This window comes from Telluria sp. ZB4P37, from assembly GCF_059685855.1.
On record NZ_JCASID010000001.1, the window covers coordinates 389,753 to 414,737 of the forward strand.

General features: G+C 68.0%; 28 protein-coding genes. 6 read left to right on the top strand and 22 right to left on the bottom strand.

Going from position 1 to position 24,985, the window contains the following annotated elements:
* Nucleotides 1–2 precede the first annotated feature (2 nt).
* The gene (locus AC56K1_RS02000; protein WP_497156158.1) at nt 3–452 is read right to left on the bottom strand and encodes a DUF6130 family protein; all 450 of its coding nucleotides are present in this window, start codon (nt 450–452) and stop codon (nt 3–5) included.
* Nucleotides 453–602: 150 nt separating this feature from the next.
* Here AC56K1_RS02000 and AC56K1_RS02005 point away from each other — a divergent pair, with 150 nt between their 5' ends.
* Complete coding sequence (locus AC56K1_RS02005; protein WP_497156159.1) at nt 603–2,534, top strand: putative bifunctional diguanylate cyclase/phosphodiesterase; 1,932 nt, start codon at nt 603–605, stop codon at nt 2,532–2,534.
* 19 nt (nt 2,535–2,553) lie between these two features.
* Here the strand turns inward: AC56K1_RS02005 and AC56K1_RS02010 are convergent, their stop codons facing one another.
* Nucleotides 2,554–2,718 (bottom strand): hypothetical protein, encoded by a 165-nt coding sequence (locus AC56K1_RS02010; RefSeq protein WP_497156160.1) that lies wholly within the window; start codon nt 2,716–2,718, stop codon nt 2,554–2,556.
* 213 nt (nt 2,719–2,931) lie between these two features.
* Here AC56K1_RS02010 and AC56K1_RS02015 point away from each other — a divergent pair, with 213 nt between their 5' ends.
* Both AC56K1_RS02015 and AC56K1_RS02020 read left to right on the top strand, forming a co-directional pair.
* Nucleotides 2,932–3,348 carry a cupin domain-containing protein gene (locus AC56K1_RS02015; protein ID WP_497156161.1) on the top strand — a complete coding sequence of 139 codons (417 nt, stop codon included), beginning with the start codon at nt 2,932–2,934 and terminating at the stop codon, nt 3,346–3,348.
* 21 nt (nt 3,349–3,369) lie between these two features.
* Nucleotides 3,370–4,449: a redoxin family protein gene (locus tag AC56K1_RS02020; RefSeq protein WP_497156162.1), complete on the top strand. Its 1,080-nt coding sequence runs from the start codon at nt 3,370–3,372 to the stop codon at nt 4,447–4,449.
* 155 nt (nt 4,450–4,604) lie between these two features.
* On the opposite strand, the gene AC56K1_RS02025 is transcribed toward AC56K1_RS02020, so the two are convergent.
* From AC56K1_RS02025 to AC56K1_RS02090, 14 genes are all read right to left on the bottom strand, one after another.
* Nucleotides 4,605–5,015 (bottom strand): hypothetical protein, encoded by a 411-nt coding sequence (locus AC56K1_RS02025; RefSeq protein WP_497156163.1) that lies wholly within the window; start codon nt 5,013–5,015, stop codon nt 4,605–4,607.
* Nucleotides 5,012–5,491: a DoxX family protein gene (locus AC56K1_RS02030; RefSeq protein WP_497156164.1), complete on the bottom strand. Its 480-nt coding sequence runs from the start codon at nt 5,489–5,491 to the stop codon at nt 5,012–5,014. Before AC56K1_RS02030 ends, AC56K1_RS02025 begins: the two co-directional genes overlap by 4 nt.
* 8 nt (nt 5,492–5,499) lie before the next feature.
* Nucleotides 5,500–5,643 (bottom strand): hypothetical protein, encoded by a 144-nt coding sequence (locus AC56K1_RS02035; RefSeq protein WP_497156165.1) that lies wholly within the window; start codon nt 5,641–5,643, stop codon nt 5,500–5,502.
* 74 nt (nt 5,644–5,717) lie between these two features.
* Entirely contained in the window at nt 5,718–6,698 is a 981-nt protein-coding gene (locus AC56K1_RS02040) for an alpha/beta fold hydrolase (protein ID WP_497156166.1), read from the bottom strand.
* Nucleotides 6,695–7,474 (bottom strand): HvfC/BufC family peptide modification chaperone, encoded by a 780-nt coding sequence (locus AC56K1_RS02045; RefSeq protein WP_497156167.1) that lies wholly within the window; start codon nt 7,472–7,474, stop codon nt 6,695–6,697. The genes AC56K1_RS02040 and AC56K1_RS02045 overlap by 4 nt, the downstream gene beginning before the upstream one ends.
* The gene (gene bufB, locus AC56K1_RS02050) at nt 7,474–8,322 is read right to left on the bottom strand and encodes an MNIO family bufferin maturase (RefSeq protein ID WP_497156168.1); all 849 of its coding nucleotides are present in this window, start codon (nt 8,320–8,322) and stop codon (nt 7,474–7,476) included. Before bufB ends, AC56K1_RS02045 begins: the two co-directional genes overlap by 1 nt.
* A gap of 62 nt (nt 8,323–8,384) precedes the next feature.
* Complete coding sequence (bufA2, locus tag AC56K1_RS02055) at nt 8,385–8,654, bottom strand: BufA2 family periplasmic bufferin-type metallophore (RefSeq protein ID WP_497156169.1); 270 nt, start codon at nt 8,652–8,654, stop codon at nt 8,385–8,387.
* Between the two features lie 58 nt (nt 8,655–8,712).
* The gene (locus AC56K1_RS02060) at nt 8,713–9,462 is read right to left on the bottom strand and encodes an alpha/beta hydrolase (RefSeq protein ID WP_497156170.1); all 750 of its coding nucleotides are present in this window, start codon (nt 9,460–9,462) and stop codon (nt 8,713–8,715) included.
* A gap of 16 nt (nt 9,463–9,478) precedes the next feature.
* Nucleotides 9,479–9,748 carry a BufA1 family periplasmic bufferin-type metallophore gene (locus AC56K1_RS02065; RefSeq protein ID WP_497156171.1) on the bottom strand — a complete coding sequence of 90 codons (270 nt, stop codon included), beginning with the start codon at nt 9,746–9,748 and terminating at the stop codon, nt 9,479–9,481.
* Nucleotides 9,749–9,814: 66 nt separating this feature from the next.
* Nucleotides 9,815–10,150: a CzcE family metal-binding protein gene (locus AC56K1_RS02070; RefSeq protein WP_497156172.1), complete on the bottom strand. Its 336-nt coding sequence runs from the start codon at nt 10,148–10,150 to the stop codon at nt 9,815–9,817.
* Nucleotides 10,151–10,357: 207 nt separating this feature from the next.
* Entirely contained in the window at nt 10,358–11,674 is a 1,317-nt protein-coding gene (locus AC56K1_RS02075; protein WP_497156628.1) for an ATP-binding protein, read from the bottom strand.
* 5 nt (nt 11,675–11,679) lie between these two features.
* A complete protein-coding gene (locus AC56K1_RS02080; protein ID WP_497156173.1) occupies nt 11,680–12,420 on the bottom strand; it encodes a response regulator in 741 nt (246 codons plus the stop codon).
* A gap of 57 nt (nt 12,421–12,477) precedes the next feature.
* Nucleotides 12,478–12,966: a MarR family winged helix-turn-helix transcriptional regulator gene (locus tag AC56K1_RS02085; protein ID WP_497156174.1), complete on the bottom strand. Its 489-nt coding sequence runs from the start codon at nt 12,964–12,966 to the stop codon at nt 12,478–12,480.
* 76 nt (nt 12,967–13,042) lie between these two features.
* Nucleotides 13,043–14,236, bottom strand: coding sequence for an MFS transporter (locus AC56K1_RS02090; protein WP_497156175.1), 1,194 nt, complete (start codon nt 14,234–14,236; stop codon nt 13,043–13,045).
* Nucleotides 14,237–14,704: 468 nt separating this feature from the next.
* Between AC56K1_RS02090 and AC56K1_RS02095 the strand changes: the two genes are divergently transcribed.
* Nucleotides 14,705–15,124, top strand: a complete 420-nt coding sequence (locus AC56K1_RS02095) for an Ohr family peroxiredoxin (protein ID WP_497156176.1) — start codon at nt 14,705–14,707, stop codon at nt 15,122–15,124.
* Between the two features lie 259 nt (nt 15,125–15,383).
* On the opposite strand, the gene AC56K1_RS02100 is transcribed toward AC56K1_RS02095, so the two are convergent.
* Nucleotides 15,384–15,728, bottom strand: a complete 345-nt coding sequence (locus AC56K1_RS02100; protein WP_497156177.1) for a four-helix bundle copper-binding protein — start codon at nt 15,726–15,728, stop codon at nt 15,384–15,386.
* 213 nt (nt 15,729–15,941) lie between these two features.
* Here AC56K1_RS02100 and AC56K1_RS02105 point away from each other — a divergent pair, with 213 nt between their 5' ends.
* Nucleotides 15,942–16,619: a hypothetical protein gene (locus tag AC56K1_RS02105; protein WP_497156178.1), complete on the top strand. Its 678-nt coding sequence runs from the start codon at nt 15,942–15,944 to the stop codon at nt 16,617–16,619.
* A 33-nt stretch (nt 16,620–16,652) separates the two neighbouring features.
* Here AC56K1_RS02105 and AC56K1_RS02110 read toward each other — a convergent pair whose 3' ends face one another.
* The 3 genes from AC56K1_RS02110 to AC56K1_RS02120 all read right to left on the bottom strand — a co-directional run bounded on the left by AC56K1_RS02110 (nt 16,653) and on the right by AC56K1_RS02120 (nt 22,567).
* Nucleotides 16,653–18,443 (bottom strand): hypothetical protein, encoded by a 1,791-nt coding sequence (locus AC56K1_RS02110; protein ID WP_497156179.1) that lies wholly within the window; start codon nt 18,441–18,443, stop codon nt 16,653–16,655.
* Between the two features lie 12 nt (nt 18,444–18,455).
* Nucleotides 18,456–21,485: a caspase family protein gene (locus AC56K1_RS02115; protein ID WP_497156180.1), complete on the bottom strand. Its 3,030-nt coding sequence runs from the start codon at nt 21,483–21,485 to the stop codon at nt 18,456–18,458.
* Nucleotides 21,486–21,769: 284 nt separating this feature from the next.
* Entirely contained in the window at nt 21,770–22,567 is a 798-nt protein-coding gene (locus AC56K1_RS02120; protein ID WP_497156181.1) for an AraC family transcriptional regulator, read from the bottom strand.
* Between the two features lie 87 nt (nt 22,568–22,654).
* Between AC56K1_RS02120 and AC56K1_RS02125 the strand changes: the two genes are divergently transcribed.
* A complete protein-coding gene (locus AC56K1_RS02125; RefSeq protein ID WP_497156182.1) occupies nt 22,655–23,869 on the top strand; it encodes an MFS transporter in 1,215 nt (404 codons plus the stop codon).
* A gap of 85 nt (nt 23,870–23,954) precedes the next feature.
* Here AC56K1_RS02125 and AC56K1_RS02130 read toward each other — a convergent pair whose 3' ends face one another.
* Nucleotides 23,955–24,332, bottom strand: a complete 378-nt coding sequence (locus AC56K1_RS02130) for a hypothetical protein (protein WP_497156183.1) — start codon at nt 24,330–24,332, stop codon at nt 23,955–23,957.
* A 94-nt stretch (nt 24,333–24,426) separates the two neighbouring features.
* Nucleotides 24,427–24,822 carry a hypothetical protein gene (locus AC56K1_RS02135; RefSeq protein ID WP_497156184.1) on the bottom strand — a complete coding sequence of 132 codons (396 nt, stop codon included), beginning with the start codon at nt 24,820–24,822 and terminating at the stop codon, nt 24,427–24,429.
* Nucleotides 24,823–24,985 lie beyond the last annotated feature (163 nt).

A 24,985-nucleotide genomic window follows, 5' to 3' on the forward strand; every position in this document is an offset into this window, starting at 1 on the left:
GCTCAACGGCCGTGCGGCTTCGCGCGTCCGCTGTCCGGCACCGTCACCTCGACGGTTTCGCCGCCCAGGATCCTGTGGGTCGGGTCGGCCAGCTCCAGCCTGATCCTGTGCAGGCCAGGCGGCAGGCCGACGACGATGACGGGGTCGTCGCTGGTATGGGCCCAGGTCGCAGGTCCCTGGTCGACCGTGACGTGCAGGTGCCCGAGGCGCGGCGATACTTCTGCGGCCTTTGGCCCGAACACCGGCATGGTGCGGAGGTGCTCGGTACGGAATTGCAGGATGATGACGCCGCGTGCCAGGGCTTCAGGCACGGGCGGGTAGACCGCCAGCCTGGCGGAGGGTTCGGACGCGAGCGGCAGGACGGCCGGCGCAAGGCTGCCCTGCGCCATCGCGCCACCATGGCAGGCAAGGGCTAACAGGCAGCCGGTGCATACACGGGAATAGCCTGACATGACGCTTCCTCTCGAGAAGTGACAGCCTCCCTTCAATATCGTCCGCCGCCTTCCACCTGTCAAGCACATCCGGCCAGTAGCCGCAGGAGTCACGCCGGCACTTTCGGGGCTATACTTTATTTATCGGATTGCGCATGTCATGGAGCCGGTATGTCTGAATCGCCGAGCAAGGAGGCGGCTGGCGCCGCCAGCGACGGTCTTTCGCTCCAGCGCGCCTTGCGCGCGCACCGGACGATCAGTGCCAGCAACCGGACGCTGCTTCGCGCCACCGACGAGCTCCAGTTGCTCCACGACATGTGCGCTGTGGCGGTGGAACAGGGAGGTTATGTGCGCGCCGGCGTGATCTATGCCGACCACGGACCGGCCAAGCGCCTGCAATGGATGACATGGATGGGATGCGAGAGCGGCAGGGCCGTCGCGATCGATGTCCATGAGCTCAATGGGGCCGGATATACCTGGGCCGACACGCCGCTGGGGCAGGACGCCACCGCGATCGCGATCCGCACCGCACAGACTTTTACGCGCCGCGACGTCCTTGCCGGCCCCGTATTCCAGGATGCGGCCTACGGTGCGCTGCGAAAGCGTGCCGAACAAGGTGGCTACCGGTCCCTGACCGCCTTTCCGCTCGCATGCGACGAGGGGGTGATCGGCGCGCTCTTCATGGCGGCGGCCGAGCCGGATGCCTTCGACGAGCAGGAAATCATCTTGTTGGGCGAGCTCGCCGCCGACCTGGCATTCGGGATCCATACGCAGCGTTTGCGGCGCAAGCACGAGGAGGCGCAAGAAACCATCCGGCGCCTGACGCTGTTCGATAGCCTGACCGGCCTGCCCAACAGGGCCGGCATGTTCCAGCTGCTGCGCGAGCGGATCGAGGCGGCACGCGAAAGCGGGCGTGCGCTCGCCATCGTGCATATCGGTGTCGAAAAATTTCACGAGATCGGCAATGCGCTCGGACTGGGCGCCGTTGAAGGCCTCATGAAAGTCCTGGCCGGGCGCCTGGTGGCATGCCTGCCCCAGGGCACGCCCGTGGTGATGCCGGGAGAAGGGGAGTTTGCGATTATCCTCGACGACACCGGCATCGATGCCGCCTTGCGCCATGCACGCACGGCCCTGGAGGTCCGTTCCGAGCCGGTCGAAGTCTCGTCGGCGCTGATCGCTCCGCGCCTGGCGGCCGGGATTTCCCTGTTCCCGGACCATGCAACGGCGGCCGAGAGCCTGGCGCGGCGCGCCAGTGCGGCCATGCGCCTGGCGCAGCGCTCCGCGGCCGGAATCGCCGTCTATCCCGCCGGTCACGAGCAGGAGATAGCCGACCGCCTCGCGATGATGGGCAGGCTGCGCCGGGCGGTCGACCATGGGCAGTTCGACATGTACTGCCAGCCCAAGGTCGACATGCGGACCTGCCAGCCGTCCGGTGCCGAAGCGCTGATCCGCTGGCGCGACCCCGAGCGTGGCCTGATCAGCCCCGCCACCTTCATTCCCCTGGCCGAACAGGCTGGCATGATCTCCGTGGTCACCGAGTGGATGGTCCATACCGCATTTCGCCAGGTGCACGAGTGGAACAGGGCCGGCTGTCCGTCTTCGCTGTCCGTCAACCTGTCCGCGCACGATATCCAGGACCCGGCCTTCATCGAGCGAATGCGGCATCTTGCCCGCGAACTGGCGATTCCGGAAAATTCAATCCAGTTCGAGTTGACTGAAAGCGCACTGATGGACGATCCGGAAACCGCCATGCAATCCCTGGTGAAGCTGAAAGACATGGGCTTCGAGATCTGGATCGACGACTTCGGGACCGGCTACTCCAGCCTCAGTTACCTGCAACGCTTCCCGATCAATGCGATCAAGATCGACCAGTCCTTCGTGCGCCCGATGAGCGTGAACAGCGGGTCGAGCGCCATCGTTCACGCCACCATCGACCTCGGGCACCATCTCGGGCTGCGTGTCGTCGCAGAAGGCGTCGAGGACCAGGCTGCCTGGTCTTCCCTGGAAGCGCAAGGATGCGATATGGCACAGGGCTATTTCGTGGCAAAACCCATGCCGGCAACGCAGTTTTCCGACTGGAGGACGGCGTGGCGGATCAACTAGATACGCTACGCGCTGCGTGTCAGGCCGCAGGCGTCTTGCGAAAGCCGATCGCAATGCGGTTCCACACGGCGATGGCGCCAATCGCCAAGCCGGGGTCGGTCATCTCTTTCGGCGAATAATGGCGCGCCGGTTCCTCGTAGTCGGCATCGGGACCGGACGCTGCGTTCGAGGGTGAACATGGCATTCACCGCTTTGCGGGAATTCACGATTTCCGGGGCGCGCGCAGGGGCGCGATTGTTGCGGATTGTTTCCACAGGGCGTGCGGACACATACGATCGCTTGGCTGACACAATCCCGACATGCCGCCGACACCGGCGCACGGTGTAATGGGTTTGCCTCTGAAACGACCACGAAGCCATCCCGGCGCGGCGCAGCGGCACTCACAAGGGGAATTCACATGAAAGTATACGGACTCAGCGGCGCCATGGCGCTGGCACTGGCGGCGGCTGCGGCTTGGCCGGCCGCGGCAACGGCGCAGAAGCTCGACGCCAACGGCATCGGACGCACCGAAGCAGTGCGCCACGACTTCGACGGCGGCCGCGAGGCAATCCAGGTGAAGGTCGACTTCGGGCCGCACGTGGCCTTCCCGAAGCATTCGCATCCGGGCGTGGAAATCGCTTACGTGCTGGAGGGCACGATCGAATATGAGATGAACGGCAAGAAAATCGCCCTGAAGGCCGGCGAATCCTTGTACATTCCGGCTGGCGCCGTCCACTCGGCCCGCAACCTCGGCGGCGGCATCGCGTCGGAACTGGCGACCTATGTAGTCGACAAGGGCAAGCCGGTGCTGGTCCTCGACAAGTCGGCGAACTAAGCGCCGCGCAGGGAGCCCAACATGAAACGACACATCCCGGCGCTCGCCGGGGCGCTCGCCGCCGCCTGCGCCCTGGCCGCGCTGACGGCGGGCGGTAGCGTGGACGCCAGCGCCGCCGCCAGCCGCAGCACCCTCCAGGTCGAGGGGGCGGCCCCCGGCTTCGACGGCGCCACCACCTGGCTCAACTCCGCGCCCTTGGGCGCCGCGCAACTGCGCGGCAAGGTGGTGCTGGTCAACTTCTGGACCTACTCGTGCATCAACTGCATCCGCGCCATGCCGTATTCGCGTGCCTGGGCGAACAAGTATCGCGACCAGGGCCTGGCCGTGGTCGGCGTGCACACGCCCGAGTTCCGTTTCGAGCAGGACCTGACGAACGTGAACGCGGCGGTAGGGCGCTTCGGCATCGACTTCCCGGTGGCGGTCGACAGCAGCCACCACATCTGGCGCGCCTGGGGCAACCGCTACTGGCCGGCTTACTACCTGGTCGATGGCGCCGGACGGATCCGCTACCACCAGTTCGGCGAAGGCGATTACGAGAAGATGGAGCGCGCCATCCAGTCGCTGCTGGCCGAGAACCGCGGCGCGCCCCTGGCAGACACCAGCCTGGTGGATCCGAAGCCCGGCGCCGAGCATATGGCGTCCAACGCCAGCCAGGTCGGATCCGAGGAAACCTATGTCGGCTACCGCAAGGCCTTCAATTTCCGCTCGCCCGAGCGAATGCGCCCTGATGCGCCGCAGTCCTATACGGTAGGCCGGCTGGGCCTGAATGGATGGGGACTGTCCGGCCGCTGGACGGTGGGCGCGGAGGGCGCGCAGGCGGTCGATGCCGGCGCCGGTATCGCCTACCAGTTCAGCGCGCGCGACCTGCACCTTGTGCTTGGGCCGGGCCTGGCCGGGACCAAGGTCCGCGTGCGGGTCACGCTCGACGGCAAACCGCCCGGCGCCGACCACGGCAGCGACATCAACGCCGCCGGCGAGGGCGTGATCGACGCCACCCGCCTGTACCAGCTGGTGCGCCAGACCGGCGCGGTAGGCCAGCGCCGCTTCGAGATCCGTTTTCTCGACCGCGGCGCCGAGGCCTATGCCTTCACCTTCGGCTGATCCAGGTCCGCCTGGCCGAAGGCGGTTGGAACACGCGCAGTCCTGCCCGGGTGGGTGTCCGGATGATCATCCGGGGCTGTGCGAACTGGGCCAGTAGGCCGGCCTCGCACGGAGAAACGGCGGCGATCGCGGATCGCCGCCGTTTTTTTTCGTTGCTAGCGGTCGGCGCCGTCGCGCCAGACCCGTGTGCGTCCGAGCAGGCGTGTGGCGATGAAGCTTTCGGCGCCCAGGCTGGCGCCGACGCCGAAGCTCAGCGCGCAGTCATAGGCTTCACGCCCTTCCGCCGCGCGGAAGCGGCGCTCCCACGCAGCGGCCGCAGCGGATGCGGCGCCCGCCGCCTGCAACAGGGGTGTTCCGGGATGCGGCGTTAGCGGCGCGTCCGGCCCGGCGCCGCGCACGGCCTTGCGCAGCAAAGCGGGAGAGACGCCGGTGGCGCCGCACTGCCCGCCGCTGCACAGCCCTTCCCCGGCCTGCGCCAGCCCGGAGATGGCCATTACCAGTCCGGCGGTCCAGCTGCGGCCAATGTTGCGGCGCACGCCATGGTGCATAAACGGTAGCTGGCTCATCGCGCACTCCTGCGCTGGTTCGCCGGCACTGGCACCGGCCGCAGCACGTGGTCGAGCGAGATTGCGCCTGGCCCGCGCGCCAGCAGCGGCAGCAGCAAGGCCGCCCAGCTCAGGTGGGTGGGCCAGGCCGCCGGGTAAACGAACAGCTGGATCACGCCCGTCATTGCCAGCAGGGCCAGCGCGGACAGGCGGGTGGACAGGCCGAACAGCAGCAGCAGGGGGAACAGGTGTTCGGAAACGGTCGCCAACTGGGCCGCAGTGTCTGGCGGAATCAGCGGGAGCGCGTACTCGTACTCGAACAGCTGGTAGGTGGAATCCTTGATGGTGAACAGGCCTTCGACCTTGGTGCGTCCGGACAGGAAGAAGATCGAGGCGGCCGCGGTGCGTGCGAGCAGTAGCAGGAGTGAAGGAGGCAGCAGGCGAGAGGCCTTGCCGGCCAGACCCGCGGGTTGGGAAATCGTACCGATGGTATGCATGGCCGGGGTCACGGTGCGTATTTCTGGCGGACGACGTGGCCGATGCCGGCCAGTGGGTCCGGCATCGGCTGGCCGGGGCCACTGATGCCGCGCCTGGAGCTGTCGGCGCGTATCGTGTGGACGGGGGCGAGGGTCGGTAGTTTGCTGCTCATGGGTCAGTTTCCTTGTGGGTGGGGTGTACGGGCCGCCCGGGCTTGGGCCCGCGGGTGCGTGTTCAGGTGCGTGTTCAGGTGCGCCAGCGTCCGATGCGGACCAGCTCCAATGCGGCATCGGCGAAGGCATGGGGCGCCTCGAAGGGCAGGTGGTGGCCCACCCCGGGCAAGACGCGCTGGATGTGCGGGCCGCCAAAGGTGATGGCGGGTGCGGGTGGTGCGCCGCTGGCGCCGCCGGCCAGCGTGATCGCCGTAGTGGACGTGTCTGGCGGATGCGTGAATTTCTTCTCCAGGGCGGCGTAGCGCGGGTCGGCTGCCGCCTCCGGATTCGCCGGCGCATGGCGCGACAGCCAGGCGTGCGCAAGGACCGCCACGTAGTCCGGATTGTCCAGGCTGGACGCGATCCGGCCGAACATGGGCGCGTCGAACGGGGCATGCGGAGAAAGCCGCCGCCAGGCCGAGCGTGCCAGTGCGCGCCGTTTCGCCGAGAGGGCGCGCCGGCCGGCGCCGCTGGCGTACAGGTAGCGTTCGAGCGGACCCGCTTCATCGATGCGTCCGGCGCCGGCCAGCACCAGGCCGACGCAGCGCGTCGGGCGCACCTTCGACGCGGCCCGGACCGCATGGGCGCCCCAGCCGAAGCCGGCGAACACGGCTTCAGGGATGTGCAGCGCATCGATGAAGTCGATCAGGTCCTTGCCGAGCGCCGCCTGCTGGCCGGAGCGCGGCGTCGCCCCGTCGTGGAAGCTTGTAGCGCCATGGCCGCGCAACTGCGGCACCAGCACCCGCAGTCCGGCCGCCGCCAGCAGCGGCGCGGTCCTGGCGAAGCTGTCGATACCGTAGCCGAAGTCGTGCGCCAGCACCACTGGCCGCCCGTGTTCGGGACCGGCGGCGAAATAGGCGATGTCCAGCACGTCCGTCGAAATGCGTTCGCTGGCCACCATGGCGCCGCCCCTGGGCCCGGCGCCGGCATGGGCGCGCAGTGCAGGCAGGGACAGGCCGGCGAGGCAGCCCGTGTAGCGCAGGAAGGCGCGCCGGGATGCGCAAGAATCGGTCATTCCATGCTCCTCGATGTCGATGCGAGACCGGCGCTCGCCACCAGTCCGGCGCTGATCCAGTCGGCCAGCAGGGCGCCGGCGCGGGCGATCCCCGCTTCCTCGCCCAGGCGTTCAGCCATCAGCTCGCACAGCCTGGCGAAGCTGCCGTCCCCGGCGAGCGCCTCCAGGGCGTCGGCCTCCACGGTGTCGGTGCTGCGCAGGCAGGACACGTAGCCGCTGCGCCAGACCACCAGCGCCCCGGGTTCGGGCAGCATGAGCGCCTCGGGCGCAGCGGCCGCGCCATCGCCGTCCGACAGGGCGCGCCAGACCTGCGCTGCATTGGTGCGGGCGCGCGCCAGGCGCAGGCTCGGGGTCAGTGTCAGGCATGCCTTGTCCCAGTCGACGCCGGCCAGTTCCGCCGGTCCGAGCGCTGCAGAATCGGCGGCGACGAATGCGGAACCGAGAGCAAGTTCGATCCAGGCCAGTTCGTGCAGGTCGGGGTTGTCGGGGAACAGCGTCTCGAGGGTGGCGCCGAAGTGGTTGGCGTAGGCGTCGAGCGTCCAGTCGTGCGGCGCAAACGCATTGATGTGCTTGACCGCTGCATGCAGGAAGGCTTGCTCGCCCATGCGGACCCGCAGCAGCGGATAGGACGCCTCCAGGCAACCCACCAGCTGGGCGCGATACGTGTTTTGGTAGACCGCCAGGCCGGCGCCGTGCGCTGCCGGCAGGCGCGCCGCGGCATGCACGGCGCCGCTGACCAGCCACAGGCGGAAGTCGCGTTGGAGGTCGGCCAGCATCACGCGGCCTCCCTTGTCAGCAGCGGCTTGCGTGCCAGGCCACGCGCGAGCGCGAGCTCCGCCAGCAGCTCGGACAGTGGCGGGATGTCCGCATCGCGTTCGATCATGGTGGCGACCGGGCCGCAGCGTGCCCGCGCCTCGGCGTACAGCACCCATACGGGGTCGGGCACCGGGGCGTCGTGGGTATCTACCAGCAGGTCGCCATTGCGGCTGTGCCCTGCCAGGTGAATCTGGCGCACGCTGGCGGCCGGGATGCCGTCGATGAAGGCGAGCGGATCGAGGCCATGGTTGACGGCGCTGACGTAGACGTTGTTCACGTCCAGCAGCAGGCCGCAGCCGGTGCGCCTGCACATCTCGGCGATGAATTCCCATTCCGTCATCGTGCCCGGAAATTGCAGGTAGCTCGACGGATTCTCGAACAGCATGCTGCGTCCCAGCGCATCCTGGGCCGTCGCGATGTTGGCGCACACCACATGGAGCGCTTCTTCGCTATAAGGCAGCGGCAGCAGGTCATGCGAGTTGAAGCCGTCGATGCGGGACCAGCTCAGGTGGTCCGACACGTACAGCGGCTCGATCTCGTCGACCAGGGCGCGCAGGCGCTTCAGGTAGGCCGGGCGCAGGCCGTCACTGGAGCCGACCGACATCGACACGCCGTGCAGCACCACCGGATGGCGTTCGCGCACCTGGCGCAGGATGTGGCGCGGCTGGCCGCCGTCGACCATGAAATTTTCGGAGATGACTTCGACGAAGTCGACCGCGACGCGGTTGCTCAGGAAGTCCGGGTAGTGTTCGCGGCGCAGCCCGAGGCCGAAACCGGAGAACACGGGAGGGGAAGGAAATGCCGGCATGGAGGCCTCGCAAAAGTGTGCCTGGGGGCGCTCCGCCCGGTAACCGGACGGACAGCGCCTGCTTATTCCTTCTCGGTCAGCGTGCCGCCCAGTGCCTTGCACTCGGTCGGCGTCTTGACCACCACGCCCTGGCCCTTGCATTCGTTCAGGCCCTTGCAGTCGTTCTTGGCGGTAGCGCACAGGCTTTCGCCCTTGCAGTTGTTGATGCCGTAGCAGCGGCCCGGTTTTTCTTTTTCCGCCGAGATCGACGGATTGGACATGCCAAGGGCGGCCAGTGCCAGCAGGGCGACGGCGCCCGCTTTGCCGACGCGGGATGAGGTGCGAATAGTCATGGTGTTTTCCTTGAGGTGGGAGTGGTTGGCTGTGCCCGGCGGGCGCGCCGTAAAAAATTCACAGGTTGTCGATCGCGGCCCGCTCGATCAGTGCGGCCACTTTTTCCGGGTTCGACATGTGCACCGCATGGCTGGAAGCGATCTCGACGGTCTTCGCGTTCGCGCGGCGGTACATCATGCGTTGCGTATCCGGGTGCAGGAAACGGTCCTTCGTCGCGACGATCGCGTAGCTGGGCTTGTGGCGCCACACGGCCTCGTAGGCCGGCGCGTAGTAGAAGGCCAGGGTAGTCGGCGGCTGCGACGCGGCCAGGAAAGCGGCCCGATTCGGCGTCAGGTCGGCTGCGAAGTTCTGGTGGAAGGCGTCGCGGTCGGCCCAGTAATAGCCGGCCCAATCGGCCCTGGCGGCGCTCGCGGCGGCCGGGATCGCATCCAGCAGCTGGCCGCTGTTCTCGCCGACCTCCGGCACCAGGGCGGCCACGTATACCAGGGCCTTGACCTTGGCGCCCCCGCCGGCGTGTCCGATTACCGCGCCGCCGAAGCCACCGCCGACCAGCACCACCTTGCCGAACTGGTTGAACAGCACGCGCCGCGTGAGCGCGATATCGGCTTCGAGAGAGTCGTGGGCGGCCGGGACGACCGTCACCTTGTATCCCTTGTTCTTGAGGATGTCGTGCACAACATGCCAGCTCGAGCCGTCGATGAAGGCGCCGGGGACGATGACGATATTCCTGGTGTCGCCCGGCGCAGCCTGGACCAGGGCGGGCGCCAGCGCGGCTGCGGCAAGCAGGAAGGGTCCGAAGGATTTCATGGCGGTTTCCTTCGGCTTACTTGCGCGGGGTCAGCGAGCCGTAGCCCTTGGGGGTCTTGATGGTGGTGCAGGTGCCTTTCTCGACCAGGGTCCAGGCGTCTCCCTGGTAATCGGTGACCGAGGTGGCGGCGCAGGAGCTGCCTTCGCCCGCGGCACAGTCGTTGTGGCCGGCGAGCGACACACCGTAGCATTTCTCCATCGGTTTCCTGGCGTCGGCGGCAAGGCTGCTGCCTGCGCACAGGCTCAGTGCAAAAGCGGCGGCAAAGGCGGCTCGGGTGGCAATCATGGTGGTTCTCCTGGTGGTAGGGGTTGGGTGGTATCGGACGTTGTCGGTGTATAGCGGACGCCAGCGTCAGAAATCCAGGTACTGCAGGCCGGGCGCGATGTAGACCAGCACGTCGGGGCCTTCGCGGTCGGGTGGCAGGATGCGTGACAGGGGAACCACGTTGACGTTGGGAGCGACCTGGACCGACCAGATGACGCTGCGTTCGCCCTGTCGGATGTTGACGGTTTCGCCGTTCCTGACGTTCAGGTAGCGGGTATTGGCCTCTACTTCGAGTGTGCGCTCGGCCTTGGTGGCGAGGCCGACCGGGCCGAGGTCCGTGCTGGCTGCCACGTCCGGGGCGGCCTGGACTGTGCCGCACAAGGCGAGCGCAAGCAGGAAGAGGGTGGCAGGGGTCTTGTGCACGGTGATTCTCCGGTAATGTGCGACAGCGTCGCGATGGAAGCATTAGACCGCTCCGATATGTCCCCGGAATCTCCGCTGCATGTCGGGAAAGGCGGGTTTTGTTTCGGCACCGGGGCCGGAAACATTCCGAAACAAAACCGGAAAAAAATGCGGGAAGCAAATGGGAAAAAATAGCCGGCGGCCGGCCTGGCCGCCGGAGTGCGCGCGTCAGCTGGCGCGCAGCGCTAGGCGGGCTTCGAGCCCGCCTTCGGGACGATTGTGCAGCGTCAGCGCCGCCGGCAGCGCGGCGGCCAGCTGGCGCGCGATCGCCAGTCCGAGCCCGGTGCCGCCGGTGTCGCGGTTGCGCGAGCTTTCGAGCCGGTAGAAGGGCTCGAACACCGCTTCCAGCCGGTCCTCCGGTATGCCGGGTCCGCTGTCACGCACCCAAATCACGGGCGCTGCCGGCTCAGAACAGTCGAGCACCAGTTCGGCGTCGCCGGCGTATTTGAGGGCATTGTCGACCAGGTTGCAGACGATCCGCCGCAGCGCCCGCGGCCGGGTGTGGACGACGGCGCTGGCCGCGCCGGCGAAGCGTACGGCCGCGCCGCCGTCGCGGTAGTCGAGCGCGATGCTGTCAAGCTGGTTGGCGATATCGAGCGGAGCGGCCGCTTCCGGCCGACCGTGCATCGCGCGGGCATAATCGAGACCTTCGCGCACCAGTGCCTGCAGTTCGCTCAGGTCGGCGCCCAGCCTTTGCTCCAGCGCCGGGTCGTCCAGCAGGTCGATGCGCAGGCGCATCCGGGTTATCGGGGTCTGCAGGTCGTGAGAGATCGCGGCCAGGATGCGCAGCCGCTCGTCGACGTAGCCGGCGATGCGGCGCTGCATCGCATTCAGGGCACGGGTGGCCCGGACCACTTCGGACGGACCGTGCTCCGGTATCTCGGCGGGGTGCAGGTCCGGCCCGAGTGCGTCGGCCGCCTTGGCCAGGGTACGCAGGGGCGCGGTGGCCAGGCGCACCGCGAGCCAGCAGCTCAGCGCCACCAGGGCCAGCTGCGCGCCCAGCACGTAGGGCAGCCAGGGCGAGAGCGGCAACCCGGAACGCGGTCGGAACTCGATCGTGATCCGGTCGCCGTCGCTCAGGCGCAGGTGGATCTGGAAACGCTCGCGTGTACCGGAGAGCGCGTTCGCGCTGAAGAAATAGGTGGGCGCCAGCGCGCGTGTGGCCGAGCGCAGCAGGCGGGTGGAGAGCTCGGCCTGTACCGGCGGGCCGGCGCTGCCGCTGCCGGCGATGAAGAGGTAGCCGCTGCGTTCAAGGCGCGGCAACCAGTCGGCGCGTTCTGCGCGCGGCAAGCGGTCGAGCAGGGCCACGGCGGCGCGCAGGTCGACTTCGACGGTGTCGATCATGGCGCCCATGTTGACGTCGTCGCGTTCGTCGATGGTCAGCGTCGCCGAGAGCAGCTGGGCGGCGGTAAGCCCGGCCAGCAGGATCAGCATCAGGCGCGCGAACAGGCTCGGCGGCGCCAGGCGATGCAGCAGCGCACGCACGGGTTTCACGAGGCGCTCTCGAGCAGCTCGACCGCGCGGGCGAAAATATAGCCTTCGTTGCGCAAGGTCTTGATGTAGCGCGGCTCGCGCACGTTGTCCCGGAGGCGCTGGCGCAGGCGGCTGACCAGGATGTCGATCGAGCGGTCGAACTGGTCGGCATCGTGGCCGTGGGTCAGTTCGAGCAGCTGGTCGCGGGTCAGCACGCGTTGCGGATGGTCGAGGAAGACGCGCAACAGCCGGTACTCGGCGCCACTGACCGGCACGGCGACCCCGTCGGCGTCGAGCAGGTGGCGCGCCACGGTGTCGACCCGCCATTCGCCGAAGCCGATCAGGGTGGCTGCCTGGGTCAGCTGCATGTTTGGCGGCAGCATCCGCGTGCGGCGCAGCACCGCGCGGATACGCGCCAGCAGTTCGCGCGCCGAGAACGGCTTGGGCATGTAGTCGTCGGCGCCCAGCTCCAGGCCGACCACGCGGTCGAATTCCTCGTCGCGCGCGGTCAGCATCAGGATCGGTACCGCCCGGTGCTTGCCGCTGCGGAGCTCGCGGCACAGCACCAGGCCGTCGTCGCCGGGCAGCATCACGTCGAGGACGACGGCGTCCGGGGTGAAACGCTGCAGCGCCGCGCGCATCTCGCGTCCATCGGCGACCGCGGTGGCGTGCAAGCCCTGCTTTTCGAGGTAGGCGCAGATCAGTTCGCGGATGCCGCGGTCGTCGTCCACCACCAGCACGTGGTCGGTGTCACGCATGGCGGCCTCCCGGGCCGGAAGCCGCCGCCTTTGCCGGACGGCCCGCGCCTTGTCCGCTTACTCCGCGTCCGGCTTCTTCTCGTGCCTTCGGGCGTTGTCCAGCAGGTTCGCGCGCAAGCCGACGAGTATCTGGTGCAGCTCCGCCGATTGTTCGGGGGTGAGGCGCGCTTCCGAAACGACGCCCTTGCCCAGAGCGCTCAGGCGCAGCCGGTGGCCGGCCTCGGTCAGCCCGATGCGCACCTGGCGCTCGTCCTTCGGGTCGCGGCGGCGCCGCACGTACCCCATCGCCTCCAGCTTTTTCAGGATCGGGGTGAGGGTGTTCGACTCCAGGAACAGTTTTTCGCCCAGGCTGGTCACCGTCTGGTCGTCCTCTTCCCACAGCGCGATGATGGAGATGTACTGGGTGTAGGTCAGCCCGAGCTCCTCGAGGATCGGCTTGTAGGCCTTGCCGAGCGCCAGGTTGGTCGAGTAAATGGCGAAGCACAGGAACTCGTCCAGCCTCTTGACGCCCGGATCCCCGGGTTTCACGCGTGCGGTCGCTTTCATCGATGCTCTCCTTGCTTGCAATGGGTACGCCCACATTATATGTCGCGCCCGATTTTTTCAGGATCTGATTCATGTCTCAGCCTGCCTTGGCAGTGAGCTGTGCGCCGCTGCCGGACTGGCGCTCGCCGGAGGCCCGGATCAGGCGGTCCGCCAGGACTGCGATGCCGAGAGCCAGCGTCGTCAGCGCTCCGGCCAGCAGGCCCACGTCGTGGCGATCGAGCAGGAAGATGCCGGCGGCGCCCAGCACGCCCGCCGAGGATACGCCTGCGTACAGCGCGGCGGAGTTCAGGCCCATCAGCAAGGGCGCGGCCGCCGGCGCCAGGCCGATCAAGCGGTGCTGCTGCGGCACCAGTAGGCCCCAGCCGCACAAGGCCCAGACCACAATCGCCGGCGCCGCGCTCCACGGATGGGCCGACGTCCAGGGCGTGAGGGCGAAGTTGGCAGCGCCGAGCAGCAGGGCGCCGAAGATGATGCGGCGGCTGCCGAGGCGGTCGGTCAGGCGTCCGGCTGCCAGGTTGCCGATGGTGGCGGCGAGGCCCCAGAGCAGCAGCAGGCCGGCCAGCACTTCCGGCGCGCCGCCGGTGACGCGGTCGAAAATCACGCCGATGTAGGTGTAGACCGAGAACGCGCCGGCATACGCGACCAGGGTCGTCAGCAGCACCAGCGCGATGCGGGCGTCCTTGAGCGGTGCCAGGCGCTGGCGCAGGGTGGCGGCCGGCAGCGGCGGGATATCGGGCAGCAGGGCCCAGACACCGAAGCCGGCGGCACTGCCGACGATGCTGACAAACCACATGGTACTGCGCCAGTCGTCGAGTCCCGCGATCAGGGTGCCGAGCGGCGCGCCGAGGGCGGTGGCACTCGACAGGCCGGCGATCACGATGGCCAGCGCACTCGCACGCCGCTCGGGCGCGACCAGGGCGGCGGCGGTCGCGGCGGCGGTCGGGCTGTACATCGCTGCGCCAAGTCCGGCAATGACGCGACTGGCCAGGACCCATCCGATCGAGGGCGCCAGCGCCGTCATTGCGTTGCCGACGACAAAGACTGCCAAGCCCGCCAGCAGCAAACGCTTGCGCGGCCAGTGCGCCGCCAACGCCGCCACTGTGGGCGAGAGCAACGCATAGCTCAGTGCGTACAGGGTCACCATCTGTCCGGCGAGCGCAATCGAGACCCCGAGCGAGCCCGCAATCTGGGGCAGGATGCCGGCAACGACGAAGCTGTCCGTGCCGACCGCGAACATGCCGGCAGCTAAGGTAATCAGGCGACGATCCATGTTGAACACCTCGTCAAGAAATGGAACGGGTCGCCTGGGCGAGACGTGGAAACTGGCTGGAAGGCCGGGATAGAACACCGGCACACTCGGGTGCCGATCGATGTTGGTGCGGGAATTGCATGACAGCTCCTTCAGCTAGCGCAATTTGGAGTGGAATGTATCGCATACGATATAGTAGATCGCGAAGATATCGCGCCGCTACTGGGAAGTCAAGCGGAATCGATGGGAGCGGACGCGATGTACGGCGGAGCCGCTTTGGTCCGGATGCTTGCCGTGTCTGATCGTCCGGGCGCAACTGGAGCGCTTCTCCCAATCATGGCGAGTGGAATGATCTGCAGACGCCGACAGCGGCCGACCAACGCGTAGCGACCGAGCGTCCGAGAAAACGATTGACTTTCGCGCTTCAGGCGCTAATATTGGTCGCATGCGATGCAATCGGCATCGTGTAAACTTCGAAAGGACCACTTCATGAGCAGCATCGACAACATTCTCTACACCGGAAAGACCCGCGTCACTGGCGGTCGCGACGGCGCGGCGCGCAGCCCGGACGGCCGTCTGGACGTGCCCCTTGCGCATTTCAATTCGCGCGGCCCCGGCACCAATCCCGAACAGCTGCTGGCCGCCGGTTGGGGCGCTTGCTATCTGGCTGCGCTCACGGCTGCAGCGCGCGAAGCCGGTTTTTCGCTTCCAACCGACGCCGCAGTCGAGGTCGAAGTCGACCTCGGCGTCAATCCGGAGGCCGACTACCGCCTGCAGGCACGTTTCCTGGTCGAGCTGCCTGGTATCGATGCCGATCTTGCCCGGCAACTCACGAAGCGCGCGCATGCGACATGCCCGTATTCGAAAGCACTACACGCGAACTTGCAGGTCGCAACCCGGCTTGCTTGACGACGGTCGTGGCACGATGTGACGGGGATGGATGGGGTTCGTCGTCGATGGCCAGGCGATCGAGAGCGTAAGCAAGCGTGCAGCCTGGTCCTGTCCCGATTGCGGGAAGGCCTGGGCCATCGTCCCGCACTCACCGGTGTCCTCGCCTCCGGAAGTGAAATAGCCCACCGGTGAGTGGGCTATTTTTTTGCGCACCACATGCTGGCGGGCAGGGGTGAGCGCTTTGCCGGGCGCTCTATGTGCACGTGCGGGCTGCGGCTCAGATGTGCCGTTCCTTCGCATGCTTGTCGCACTCGGCGGCGCAGCGCTCGCAGGCGGCCTGGCAGTCGGCGCAATGCTGGTGTATCGCGGCGTGCTGCGCGCATTTCGCTGCGCAGGCGCGGCAGATGTGGGCGCACAGGGCGCAGAAATCGCCATGGTGGGCCGAACCCCGGGCCAGCGCGTTCAAGGTCGCCGTGCAGATGTCGGCGCAGTCGAGGTTGATCAGTGCGCAGTCATTCCTGCCCTCGCGTATGTCGGCGGCCGCACAGGCCTGGCAGGCGCGCAGCGCGTCCTCGCAGGCTTCGATGCACGACTGGATATTGGCTTTTTCCGATCCGCTCATCACGCGTCTCCTTGTTGGGTTGATAAGAGACAGATCCTAGCGCAATGGTTTCTTGCCGAGCGTCCGATACCATGGTGAAACCTTACCAGGCGCCAGACCGAACCTGGCCCGGCTTGCCCCAGCCGCGCCGGCCCGGGGGAAATCGCGCCCGGTTTTCCCCGGCCGGGCGGGGGCGCGGCATAATACGCTTCCTTGTTCGCCTGCCACCTCTCCATGATGCTCCGCCACCCGCGCTTCGCACGCTCCCTGTTCCATCCCTTGCTGGCCGTATTGCTGCTGGTCCTGGCCTGCATGCCGCAGCGCGCGCATGCGCACGATCATTCCCATGGCACCCACGGCATGGCCCTGTTCGGCGACCGTGAGGGGCTTTACGTCTCGCACCTGCCGCTGTTCCGCGCCCCCCACGGCCACCAGGTCGTGCTCAGGGTGCGCCTGGCCGATCCGCAACTCGAGCGCTCCCTGCGCGAACGGCTGCATGGCAAGACCGACCTGTGGACGATCGAGCCGGAGCGCTTCGAGCTGTCGCGCCTGGACCCGCAGGCTGCCTCCCCGCTGCGCAGCTTCAGCGCCGACGTGTTCAGCGGCCATTTCGAGCGCGACGGAAAGCGCGCCTACTCGAAGGCGCAGTTCGTGGTCGAGCGGGTGCTGGTCTACCGCCAGCTCGATGCGGCCGTGCGCAGCCTTGGCGAAGCGCGCTACCTGGGAGTCGGCAGCTTCCTGGTCAAGGAGATCGACAGCCGCCCCGACTACGACCACATCGTCGCGCTGGCGGCGCCGGCCCCGCACGTGCTCGCCATCCCCAAGGCGGGCCTGGACAACCCGGAAGCGGCGCTCAAGGCGCTGGTCGCCGTGCGCGGCACCGTCTACTTCGAGACGGAGGACCTGCGCTGACCGCAGGCGCCGCACCGGTCCCGGCGCGGCCTGCTACTGGTGCAGTACCTGAAACATCGAGCTGCGCATCCGGTAGCGGTTGCCGTCCAGGCTCCAGTAGCGCCGGCCCGCCGGTGAGGCCATGAAGGCGAGCCGCCGCGCCGGCCGGTCCTTGCCGACCGCGCTCTTGGACACGATGTAGCGGATGGCGCCGTCGGGACCAAGGATCACGGTCGAGCCCCCGAACAGCGCGTAGGCAGGCTGGCCGCCCCGTGCCGGCACGATGCAGCGCTGGGTGATTTCCGCCACCAGGTCGAACACGATCTCGCGGTCCGGCCCGATCCTGCGCGAGGCCCGGATCGAGGCGACCTGCGGCAGTTCCGCACTGGCGCCTTCCAGCCCGGGCGCGCCTTCAAGAGTCAGTCCGAATTCCTGCATGAGCTCGGGCCGGGTCGCGAATTCGCCCAGTATGGCAGCCTGCCTTTCCAGTTCACGGGCGCCGGCCGGGCAGGCCGGGTCGCTGCCGAAGCGCAGGTGGGCGAAATCCAGCTCCTCGATGGGACTGAGCGCGAGCCGCGGCGCGCGCCACAGCAGGGCATGTTCGGACAGGGTGCCGACGTCCTGCGGGTAGATGCGGCGCTTCATGAAGGCATCGACCAGCGCTTCGCGATAGGCCCAGGGGTCAATCGGCACCAGGTCGTGGTCGGCGGTGATTAGGGCGCGCAGGTATTCGCCCAGGTGGATGTCGACCGGCGGGCAGTAGTCGATCGCGCGGATGACCAGGGCCTGGAACTGGCGCGCCAGCTCGGTGGCGGCCTCGGTCAGTAGTTCGGCCAGGTCGTGGGCCAGTTCGCCCGGCGGCAGGATGCCGCTGCCGTTGCTGGCCAGGCGCCGCAAACGCTCGGTCTTGCGCCGGAAAATGGTGAGGTAGGCCTCGAAGACCGCACCGGCCAGCGCGCCGCCGATATCGTGGGCTTCGGCGTCCGGATCGTAGGCCCGCGCACCCATGACGTCGCGCACATACTGCGTGCCGCTGGCCAGGCCGAGCTGCTGGCCCAGCACGCCCAGGAGGCTGGACTCGTCGAGCAGCCCATGCGACTTGCGGATGGCGACCGCGACCACCTCCTTGTAGCGCATGCGCTGAAAGATCGTGACCAGGTCGCAGAAGCCTTCGTGGAAGCCCGCCACGTCGGGGCCGGTCGGGATGGAGAAATTTGAACGCAGGCCGTCCAGCAGGGCATGCGTGATTTCGTGCGCGACCACGTCGTGCGACAGGCAGGCGAACACCGTCTCGCCGGGCAGCGCGCGCGCCGAGCGGGTGGAGCCGGGCATCGGGACATACCCGAAGCTGATGCAGCCTTCGAGCTTGTCGTAGAAAGCGTTCGCCTCGCGGAAGGCGAACGGACGCAGGTAGAGCAGGTGGTCCTCGCCGCGCGGCCTGAAGCCCCAGGACAGCTGGCGCCCGAGCGCATCCCGGAAGCTGGCGCAAACGCTGCTGCAGACGGCATACACCATCTGCTCGTGGAAGCGCGGGTCGGCGGGCGAGGGATCGTAGCCGTCCTTGAGCAGCACCTGCACGTTGTCGAGGTCGGCCTTCCTGTAGCTCACCGCCTGGCCGTAGTCGTAGCCGTCGACCTTGAACAGGCGTCCCTGCGGGCCCGGCTCAAGCGGTTCATAGGGCACCTCGATGCAGGCGACCGATCCTTCCAGGCGCGAGGCGGTCGGGTCAAGGGTCAGGACCCGCAGCGGCCGGAACTGCGGGTCGTCCGGCCGCCGCCGGTAGGCGGCCGGGATCGGGCGCGTCACCGACGGGGCGATGCGGTAGCGCAGCGCGTGCGCGGCCATGAAGGTCTCCTTTCAGTGTGGCGGCCCGTATTGCGCGAGCAGCTGCTGCATGCCCTGGATCAGGAGCTGGGCCTCGCCGCTCCATGCCGGTCGGGACGCTCCCATGGCTGCCTGTACCTGCATCGGCGCGAGCAGTCCCAATGCCGCCGCCCCTTCGCTGCTGTACAGGCGCGGCTGCTGGCGCGGCGAGGGGCCGAATTCCTGGGTGACCAGGCGCGCGAACTCGGCGTTGCTGATGCTGCCCGGGCTGCCCGCCATGCGCCCCAGCACCCCGGTCGCGCGCAGGGTGAATTCTCCCTGGCCACGGCTTTCCCAGGCCTTTTCGCTCGACAGGCAGGCGGCGAACACGACCTCGCGCATGCGCGCCGGCCCGCGCGGGAGCGTCCGGCCCTGAGGCGCGCCGGCGCGGTAGCGCCGGTGGGCGTTCTGCAACTCGGGGCCGGCGACAATGAAGCGCGCGCGGTCGCCCGGGTCGTGGGCGGTATTGCTGGGGTTCTTGCCGACCCCGAAGCGCGAGGCCGTGCCGGAGTGGCAGCAGTCCATGAAGCAGGTCAGGTTGACCCCTTCGGGCAGCAGGTCGAAGATGCGGCCGATGTCGTCGTCGAGGATCAGGGCGCCGGTCTCGTAGTCCACCGGGCAGATCGCCTCGTCGTCGGCGGGCGTGTCGCCGCCTGCCTCGTCGCCGCCCAGGTCGATCACCGTGGTGCCATGCCCGGCATACTGGAATACGATGACGTCGCCCGGCCGGCTGCCCTGCACCAGCTGCCTGAGCTGCTCCAGGATCGCATCGTGGGTAGCATGCTCGTTGAGCAGGGTGGCGATGTCCTCGAAGCCGAGCCGGCCCAGGGTCCGCGTCCATGCTTCGACGTCGGCCAGGCAGCCGGTGAGCGGATAGCTCGGATAGCGGTTGATGCCCACGCACAGGGCGCGCCGGCGCCCGCCGCCCATGGCGGACGCCTGCAGCGCGCCTGCGCCGCCGGGGTAGAAGCCGGCGTCCCCGTTGCCGCCGTTACCGCCGTTGCCGCCGTTGCCGCCCGCGGCATGATAGCGGTCGCCCAGGCCAGGGCCGCCCTGGACCGCCGCGGCAACCAGTGCCGGGGCGGGGCGCAGCAGGATGTCGGTCGGCAGCGCGACTTCCAGGCTCCAGGCATCGGCGCCGCGGCCGCCATCAAGGCCGGGACGGTATTCGACGATGCGGTCGGCGTCCGAGCGCGCCAGGATGCGGCGCGCGATGCTGCCCATGGTGGCGGGATCGTCGTCGAAACCGCCATGGGTACCGGAACGCGATGCGCTGCGGCCCTGTTCCGCCGCGGTTTTCGACCAGACCACGTCGGCCAGCGGCGGCCTGCCGTCCAGGCCGAACAGCGCGATCAGCTCGCGGTCCGCGCGCAGGCTTTCTTCGAGTCCCAGCAAGGGGGTGCGGCGCTGGGGCTCGAGCGCGTGGTGGATCAGGTAAAGCAGCGACTTGCGATAGATCCCGGCGCAGTTGTCGTCACGCTCGTAATCCTTGCGCATCGTGTACATCGTCAGCTGCTTGACTCCCGGCTTGTCGGGCCCGACGAAACGCGCCAGCGTCGCCTTGAACAGGTCGGTGCGGATCGCGGGCGCCATCAGGTGTACCGACTGGAAGGGACCGGCGCCGAACTGCAGCACGCGGGGAATGAAGTAGGCCTGGAAGATCGCTCCGGCGCTGTGGCCGACGGCATGCAGTTCGACCCCCTCGCGGTGCAGCCTGCAGAAATCGCGCAGCTTTTGCGCGACATAGCAGGCGCCGCCCTGGAAGCGGCCGTCGCCCTCGTTGCCATTGCCGATGACGTCCAGGGCCGAAGCGCGTTGCGCGCTGAGCTTCATGGTGCCCCAGACGTGCTGGCCCTGCAGGGCCCGAACCCCCTCCTCGATCAGGGGATCGGTCAGCAAATCGAAGACGTCGCGCGGCACGCCCCGGGTGGCGCCGTCGCGCACCCGCCGCAGCAGCTGGCCGATGGTTTCAAAAGCACCGGTCTCCCACACGAAGTAAAGCGGGTAGATATTGTTGGCCATCCACCAGTCCACGCTCTTCTGGGCGATAGCCAGGCCTGCCGCCTCGTTCACCAGGCCGCCGTGGGCCTGGACCACGATCCGCAAGGGCAGCTCGAGCGACTGCGCGCGCCTGAACGCGGCCTCCAGGTGCTCGCCGAAGATCGCATCGACATCGCCCTGCGAGGTCTTGTACTCGCCTTCGTCGGAGAGTTCGCCCATCGTCAGGTTGACCAGGTGCGGCCGCAGTGCGGCCAGCTGGGCCGGGGTGGGGCCGGCCCGGCGCGCGGCGCCGATCTCGATGGGGCGGTCGGCGCGCACGGCGCCCTCGTCGATGCCGGGCGCCGCGCGGGCATGGGCGCAGGCCTCGGCATCCTCGGGATCGCGCTGCGATGCCGGCACCCTGGCGAGGTCTTCGACTGCCTCGTCGATGGTGCGGGCATCCGGATCGTCGATCGCCTCGTCGGCGAAGGTGGCGCTGCGGCCGCGCGGTTCCCATTGTTCGGGCTGGTCGTGCTCGCGCTGGACGTCGGCCAGGATCGCGCGGTAGTCGATGCTGCTGCCGGGGCAGGACTTGCTCGACATCATATTGTGGAACATCAGGCTGCCCGGCGCCAGGCCGAATCGCTTCTGCACCAGGGCGATCACCTTGATGACGGTATCGCGCTGCAGGCTGTCGAAGGGATCGCAGCCCTTGTCGAAGTCGCCGATCATCTCGAACATGAAGGGACCGGCGTGGCGGTCGCCGTTCTGGCCGGTGGCGCTGGCCGGCGCGGCATTCCAGTTGCGTCCCAGCCAGATCAAGCCTTGCGGGTCGATCGTGATGTGCTGGGCGATGTCCGACCATTTGTTGTGCTGGGTATGGTAAGTCCACATCGAGACGATCGACTCGTGCCCCCTGAACTGGCTGTGGTTCGGGCGCCAGGTATGGTGCATGTGGACGGCGTTGATCTTGCGGGTGAAGGGGAAACGCTGGAGCAGATTGGCGAACTGGACCAGCGTGAGCCGCTTGAATGGGGCGGGCATGAGCGTCCTCCATTGTCTGGCACCGGCCGCGACCCCGGCCGTCGGGAATCGTCCCTGCGGGCGGCCCCGGAAACTCAGCAAAAAACGGGGGCTCAACCGTAATTCCATGCACGATGGGTTGATTCTGCTCCAAATGCCATGACAAAAAACACCGCTTAGCGTGTGACGGTATAAAAACAACAAGGAAAAAGTTCAAACTATTAGGGGAGATTGACTTCTGTTGCGGCGCTTCGGCCCGAGCTGTCGAGACACAAGCCTCCTCGTCGGCGTCCTGACGCGTTCTGCTAGCCGCGCCGCTGTTCGCCGGCGAAGAAGGCCGACGGCGTGGTCCCGAAGGTCTTCCTGAACATCGCCGTGAACGCCGACTGGCTGGCGTAGCCGAGCTGCTGCGCCACCTGCCACAGCGGCAGGCCGCGCGCGATCAGGGAAGCCCCGTGCGCAAGCCGCACCTGCTGGCGCCACTGGCCAAAACTCATGCCCAGTTCGCGCTCGAACAGGCGCGCCAGGGTGCGCTCCGATGCGCCCGCCGCCATGGCCCAGTCGCCCAGCGTCTGGGTGTCACCCGGCTTGTCGATGAGCGCCTGGCACAAGCCCCGCAGCCGCTTGTCGCGCGGCAGCGGCACGCGGATCGGCCGGGTCGGCGCGCGCGCCAGTTCGTCCAGGATCAGCTCCCCGACCAGGGTGGCCCGCTGGGGAGGCAAGGCTTCGGCGCCGGACGCCATCACCGCCAGCAGTTCGCGCAGCAGGCTGCTCACTTCCACCACGCGGCAGGTCTCGCCCGGGAACAGGGCGCGCGAGGCGTGGATGCGCAGGGGGCTCAGGCAGCTTGGCTCCAGCAGCGTGACCTCGTGCTCGATATGCGGCGCGATCCAGATCGCGCGCTGCGGCGGCACGATCCAGCTGCTGCCGTCGGCGCTGACGCGCAGCATGCCGTTGGCGGCATAGGTCAGCTGCGCCCATTCGTGGCTGTGGGCGCCGATCGAGACGTCGGCCGGCAGGTTGCGCGAGGCCAGGGTGACCGGACAGGTATCGGTCGGCCCGGGGCCGGGGATGGGCGGTAACAGCGGACGGGGCAGCGACATGGCAGGTTCTCGACAAATCTTGACACGCTATCTTAAATCGGACGCGCCGATTCTGCCTACACTGGGATCTTCGATAAAGGGCATGGCATGGACAACAACAACACCCTGCGGCAGGACGCCCGCGTGATCGGCCTGGTGGGCCTGGCGCACGGCACCTCGCACTTCTACCACCTGATCCTGGCTGCGCTGATCCCCTGGCTCAAGCCCGCCTTCAGCCTGAGTTACACCGAGCTGGGCCTGTTGATGACCATGTTCTTCGTGGTGTCGGGCATCGGGCAGGCGCTGGCCGGCTTCGTGGTGGACCGCTTCGGCGCCCGTGCGGTGCTGTTCTTCGGGATCTCGATGCTGGGCGTGTCGGCCGTGGTGCTCTCGGGCGCGGACAGCTATGCCGGCCTGGTGGCCGGCGCCCTGATTGCCGGCGCCGGCAATGCGATCTTCCACCCGGCCGACTACACGCTGCTCAACCAGCGGGTATCGGGCGCGCGGCTGGCGCACGGCTTTTCGGTGCACGGCATCGTCGGCAATATCGGCTGGGCCGCGGCGCCGGTCTTCCTGACCTCGATCGCCGCCGTCCAGGGCTGGCGTACGGCGCTGCTGGCGGCGGCCGGGCTGCCGCTGGCGGTGCTGGTGCTGCTGGTGCTGAACCGCCACGTGCTGTATCCCGACCCCATCGTGCGCATCGCTGCGGGGACGCAGGGCAATACGCTCGCCTTCCTGAAGCTGCGCGCGGTGTGGCTGTGCTTCGGCTTCTTCCTGCTGACCGCTGTCGCCCTCGGCGGTATCCAGAGCTTTGCGACGATCAGCCTGGAATCGCTGTACGGAATCTCGCATGCGCTGGCCACCAGTTCCTATACCGCCTACATGCTGGCCTCGGCGCTGGGCATGGTGGCGGGCGGCTTCCTCGGCGCGGGCTCGAAACACCATGACCGCACCGTGGCGCTGGCCTTCAGCTTTGCTGCGCTGCTGGCCCTGGTGCTGGCCTTTGGCGCGGGGCCGGCCTGGATGGCGCTGCCGCTGATGGGATTGATCGGCCTGTGCTCGGGCGTGGCCGGGCCCTCGCGCGACCTGATGATCCGCGCCGCCACGCCGCAGGGTGCCACCGGGCGCGTGTACGGCGTCGTGTATTCGGGACTGGACAGCGGGCTGGCGATCGGTCCGCTGCTGTTCGGGCTGGTGATGGATGCGGGGCGGCCGGGCTGGGTGTTCGCCGGCGTGGCGCTGTTCCAGGCGCTGGCGATTGCCACGGCGGTGGGCGTGGGCGGGACCACCCGCGCGCGCCAGTTGCAAGCGGCCGGCGCTTGAGCAGCTTCAGGTGCGAAGCTGGGGATTCAGCCGACCACGGTCGCCGGCTGTTCGTCCTTGAGGTGGCCGGCCTGGCGGCAGGGCGCTAGCCGGCGCCGGCGCTGGCGTCGCGCGCAAGCCCTGCGTCCGCCGGCTCCGGCTCCGGCAGGAAGCTCGCGCGCGCGTCCTTCACCACCGACAAAATGGTGCGCACGCAGGCCATGGTCGGGCCGCCCGAGTGCGCGTCGGCGCCCTTCGCATATTCGCGCGCGATGCGTGTCGCCGCCGCCGCGCCGCCGGGCACCTGCTCGCGGAACAGCCGCATCAGGGTCACGACCGTCTCATGCAGCGCATGGTGAGCCGACCGGGCGATGTTGCGGCTTCCCCCATTCTGGTGGAGCGAGTCGGCGACGACCTGTTCGAGCTGGCGTTCAGCCCTGGTGATGAGCATGGCAAGCTGGCCAGGAGTGTACGAAATTCGCATGGGTGCTTACCTTGTGGTGCGTGGACGTGTCATGCTGGATTCCCGGTTCCATCTGCTGCGCCGCGTCGCGCGCTGCCGCGCGCCAGGCGGCGCCTCATGCCGCTTCCTTTGCACAGGCCCCGCTGCCTGCGGGCGCCGTGGCCGCCGTGCGCGGCATGACCCGCGACGGCCGCACCCGGGGCGGCGGTGGCGGCGGGGCGAAGGGCCGGATCTGGGTCAGGGTGCCCTTGTAGGGGGCCACGGTGTCCTCGATCTCGACGGCTTCGCCACGCAGCCCGCGCAGGAACTGGGCAATCGCGATTCTGACAAGCGTACGGTTGGTGAGTTCAGCGCCAAGGCCGACTTTGCGGCTGTGATAGAGATAGGTCGAAGTCACGCCATCCGGCGCAGTGATGTCGACCTTCTTCGGCAGGGAAAAACCATAACGTCCGCTGGCCCAGAGCTTTACCAGGCAGTCGCCGCTGTGTGGAGTTGAAAAGCTGAAGTTCATGCAATTATCGTAAGCCCGGCCGCGCGACTGCACGATTCGAAATTGTTCCAAACCGTAACGGGCGAAACATCAGTTTCCGCAGATCACTTATTCAGAATGATCCAGGCGACACCCGGCCCTGGGGACGCCGGCCTGGTCCGAGGGGGCAAGGAGAGCGCGAGAA

Coding starts and splice junctions, on each gene's coding strand:
- AC56K1_RS02020 (WP_497156162.1), top strand. CDS start 3,370: ATGAAACGACACATCCCGGCGCTCGCCGGGGCGCTCGCCGCCGCCTGC.
- AC56K1_RS02040 (WP_497156166.1), bottom strand. CDS start 6,698: ATGACCGATTCTTGCGCATCCCGGCGCGCCTTCCTGCGCTACACGGGC.
- AC56K1_RS02060 (WP_497156170.1), bottom strand. CDS start 9,462: ATGAAATCCTTCGGACCCTTCCTGCTTGCCGCAGCCGCGCTGGCGCCC.
- AC56K1_RS02045 (WP_497156167.1), bottom strand. CDS start 7,474: ATGCTGGCCGACCTCCAACGCGACTTCCGCCTGTGGCTGGTCAGCGGC.
- AC56K1_RS02090 (WP_497156175.1), bottom strand. CDS start 14,236: ATGGATCGTCGCCTGATTACCTTAGCTGCCGGCATGTTCGCGGTCGGC.
- AC56K1_RS02065 (WP_497156171.1), bottom strand. CDS start 9,748: ATGATTGCCACCCGAGCCGCCTTTGCCGCCGCTTTTGCACTGAGCCTG.
- AC56K1_RS02000 (WP_497156158.1), bottom strand. CDS start 452: ATGTCAGGCTATTCCCGTGTATGCACCGGCTGCCTGTTAGCCCTTGCC.
- AC56K1_RS02025 (WP_497156163.1), bottom strand. CDS start 5,015: ATGAGCCAGCTACCGTTTATGCACCATGGCGTGCGCCGCAACATTGGC.
- AC56K1_RS02120 (WP_497156181.1), bottom strand. CDS start 22,567: ATGTCGCTGCCCCGTCCGCTGTTACCGCCCATCCCCGGCCCCGGGCCG.
- AC56K1_RS02105 (WP_497156178.1), top strand. CDS start 15,942: ATGATGCTCCGCCACCCGCGCTTCGCACGCTCCCTGTTCCATCCCTTG.
- AC56K1_RS02005 (WP_497156159.1), top strand. CDS start 603: ATGTCTGAATCGCCGAGCAAGGAGGCGGCTGGCGCCGCCAGCGACGGT.
- AC56K1_RS02095 (WP_497156176.1), top strand. CDS start 14,705: ATGAGCAGCATCGACAACATTCTCTACACCGGAAAGACCCGCGTCACT.
- bufA2 (WP_497156169.1), bottom strand. CDS start 8,654: ATGACTATTCGCACCTCATCCCGCGTCGGCAAAGCGGGCGCCGTCGCC.
- AC56K1_RS02015 (WP_497156161.1), top strand. CDS start 2,932: ATGAAAGTATACGGACTCAGCGGCGCCATGGCGCTGGCACTGGCGGCG.
- AC56K1_RS02110 (WP_497156179.1), bottom strand. CDS start 18,443: ATGGCCGCGCACGCGCTGCGCTACCGCATCGCCCCGTCGGTGACGCGC.
- AC56K1_RS02080 (WP_497156173.1), bottom strand. CDS start 12,420: ATGCGTGACACCGACCACGTGCTGGTGGTGGACGACGACCGCGGCATC.
- AC56K1_RS02130 (WP_497156183.1), bottom strand. CDS start 24,332: ATGCGAATTTCGTACACTCCTGGCCAGCTTGCCATGCTCATCACCAGG.
- AC56K1_RS02125 (WP_497156182.1), top strand. CDS start 22,655: ATGGACAACAACAACACCCTGCGGCAGGACGCCCGCGTGATCGGCCTG.
- AC56K1_RS02115 (WP_497156180.1), bottom strand. CDS start 21,485: ATGCCCGCCCCATTCAAGCGGCTCACGCTGGTCCAGTTCGCCAATCTG.
- AC56K1_RS02085 (WP_497156174.1), bottom strand. CDS start 12,966: ATGAAAGCGACCGCACGCGTGAAACCCGGGGATCCGGGCGTCAAGAGG.
- AC56K1_RS02010 (WP_497156160.1), bottom strand. CDS start 2,718: ATGCCATGTTCACCCTCGAACGCAGCGTCCGGTCCCGATGCCGACTAC.
- AC56K1_RS02030 (WP_497156164.1), bottom strand. CDS start 5,491: ATGCATACCATCGGTACGATTTCCCAACCCGCGGGTCTGGCCGGCAAG.
- AC56K1_RS02035 (WP_497156165.1), bottom strand. CDS start 5,643: ATGAGCAGCAAACTACCGACCCTCGCCCCCGTCCACACGATACGCGCC.
- AC56K1_RS02100 (WP_497156177.1), bottom strand. CDS start 15,728: ATGAGCGGATCGGAAAAAGCCAATATCCAGTCGTGCATCGAAGCCTGC.
- bufB (WP_497156168.1), bottom strand. CDS start 8,322: ATGCCGGCATTTCCTTCCCCTCCCGTGTTCTCCGGTTTCGGCCTCGGG.
- AC56K1_RS02135 (WP_497156184.1), bottom strand. CDS start 24,822: ATGAACTTCAGCTTTTCAACTCCACACAGCGGCGACTGCCTGGTAAAG.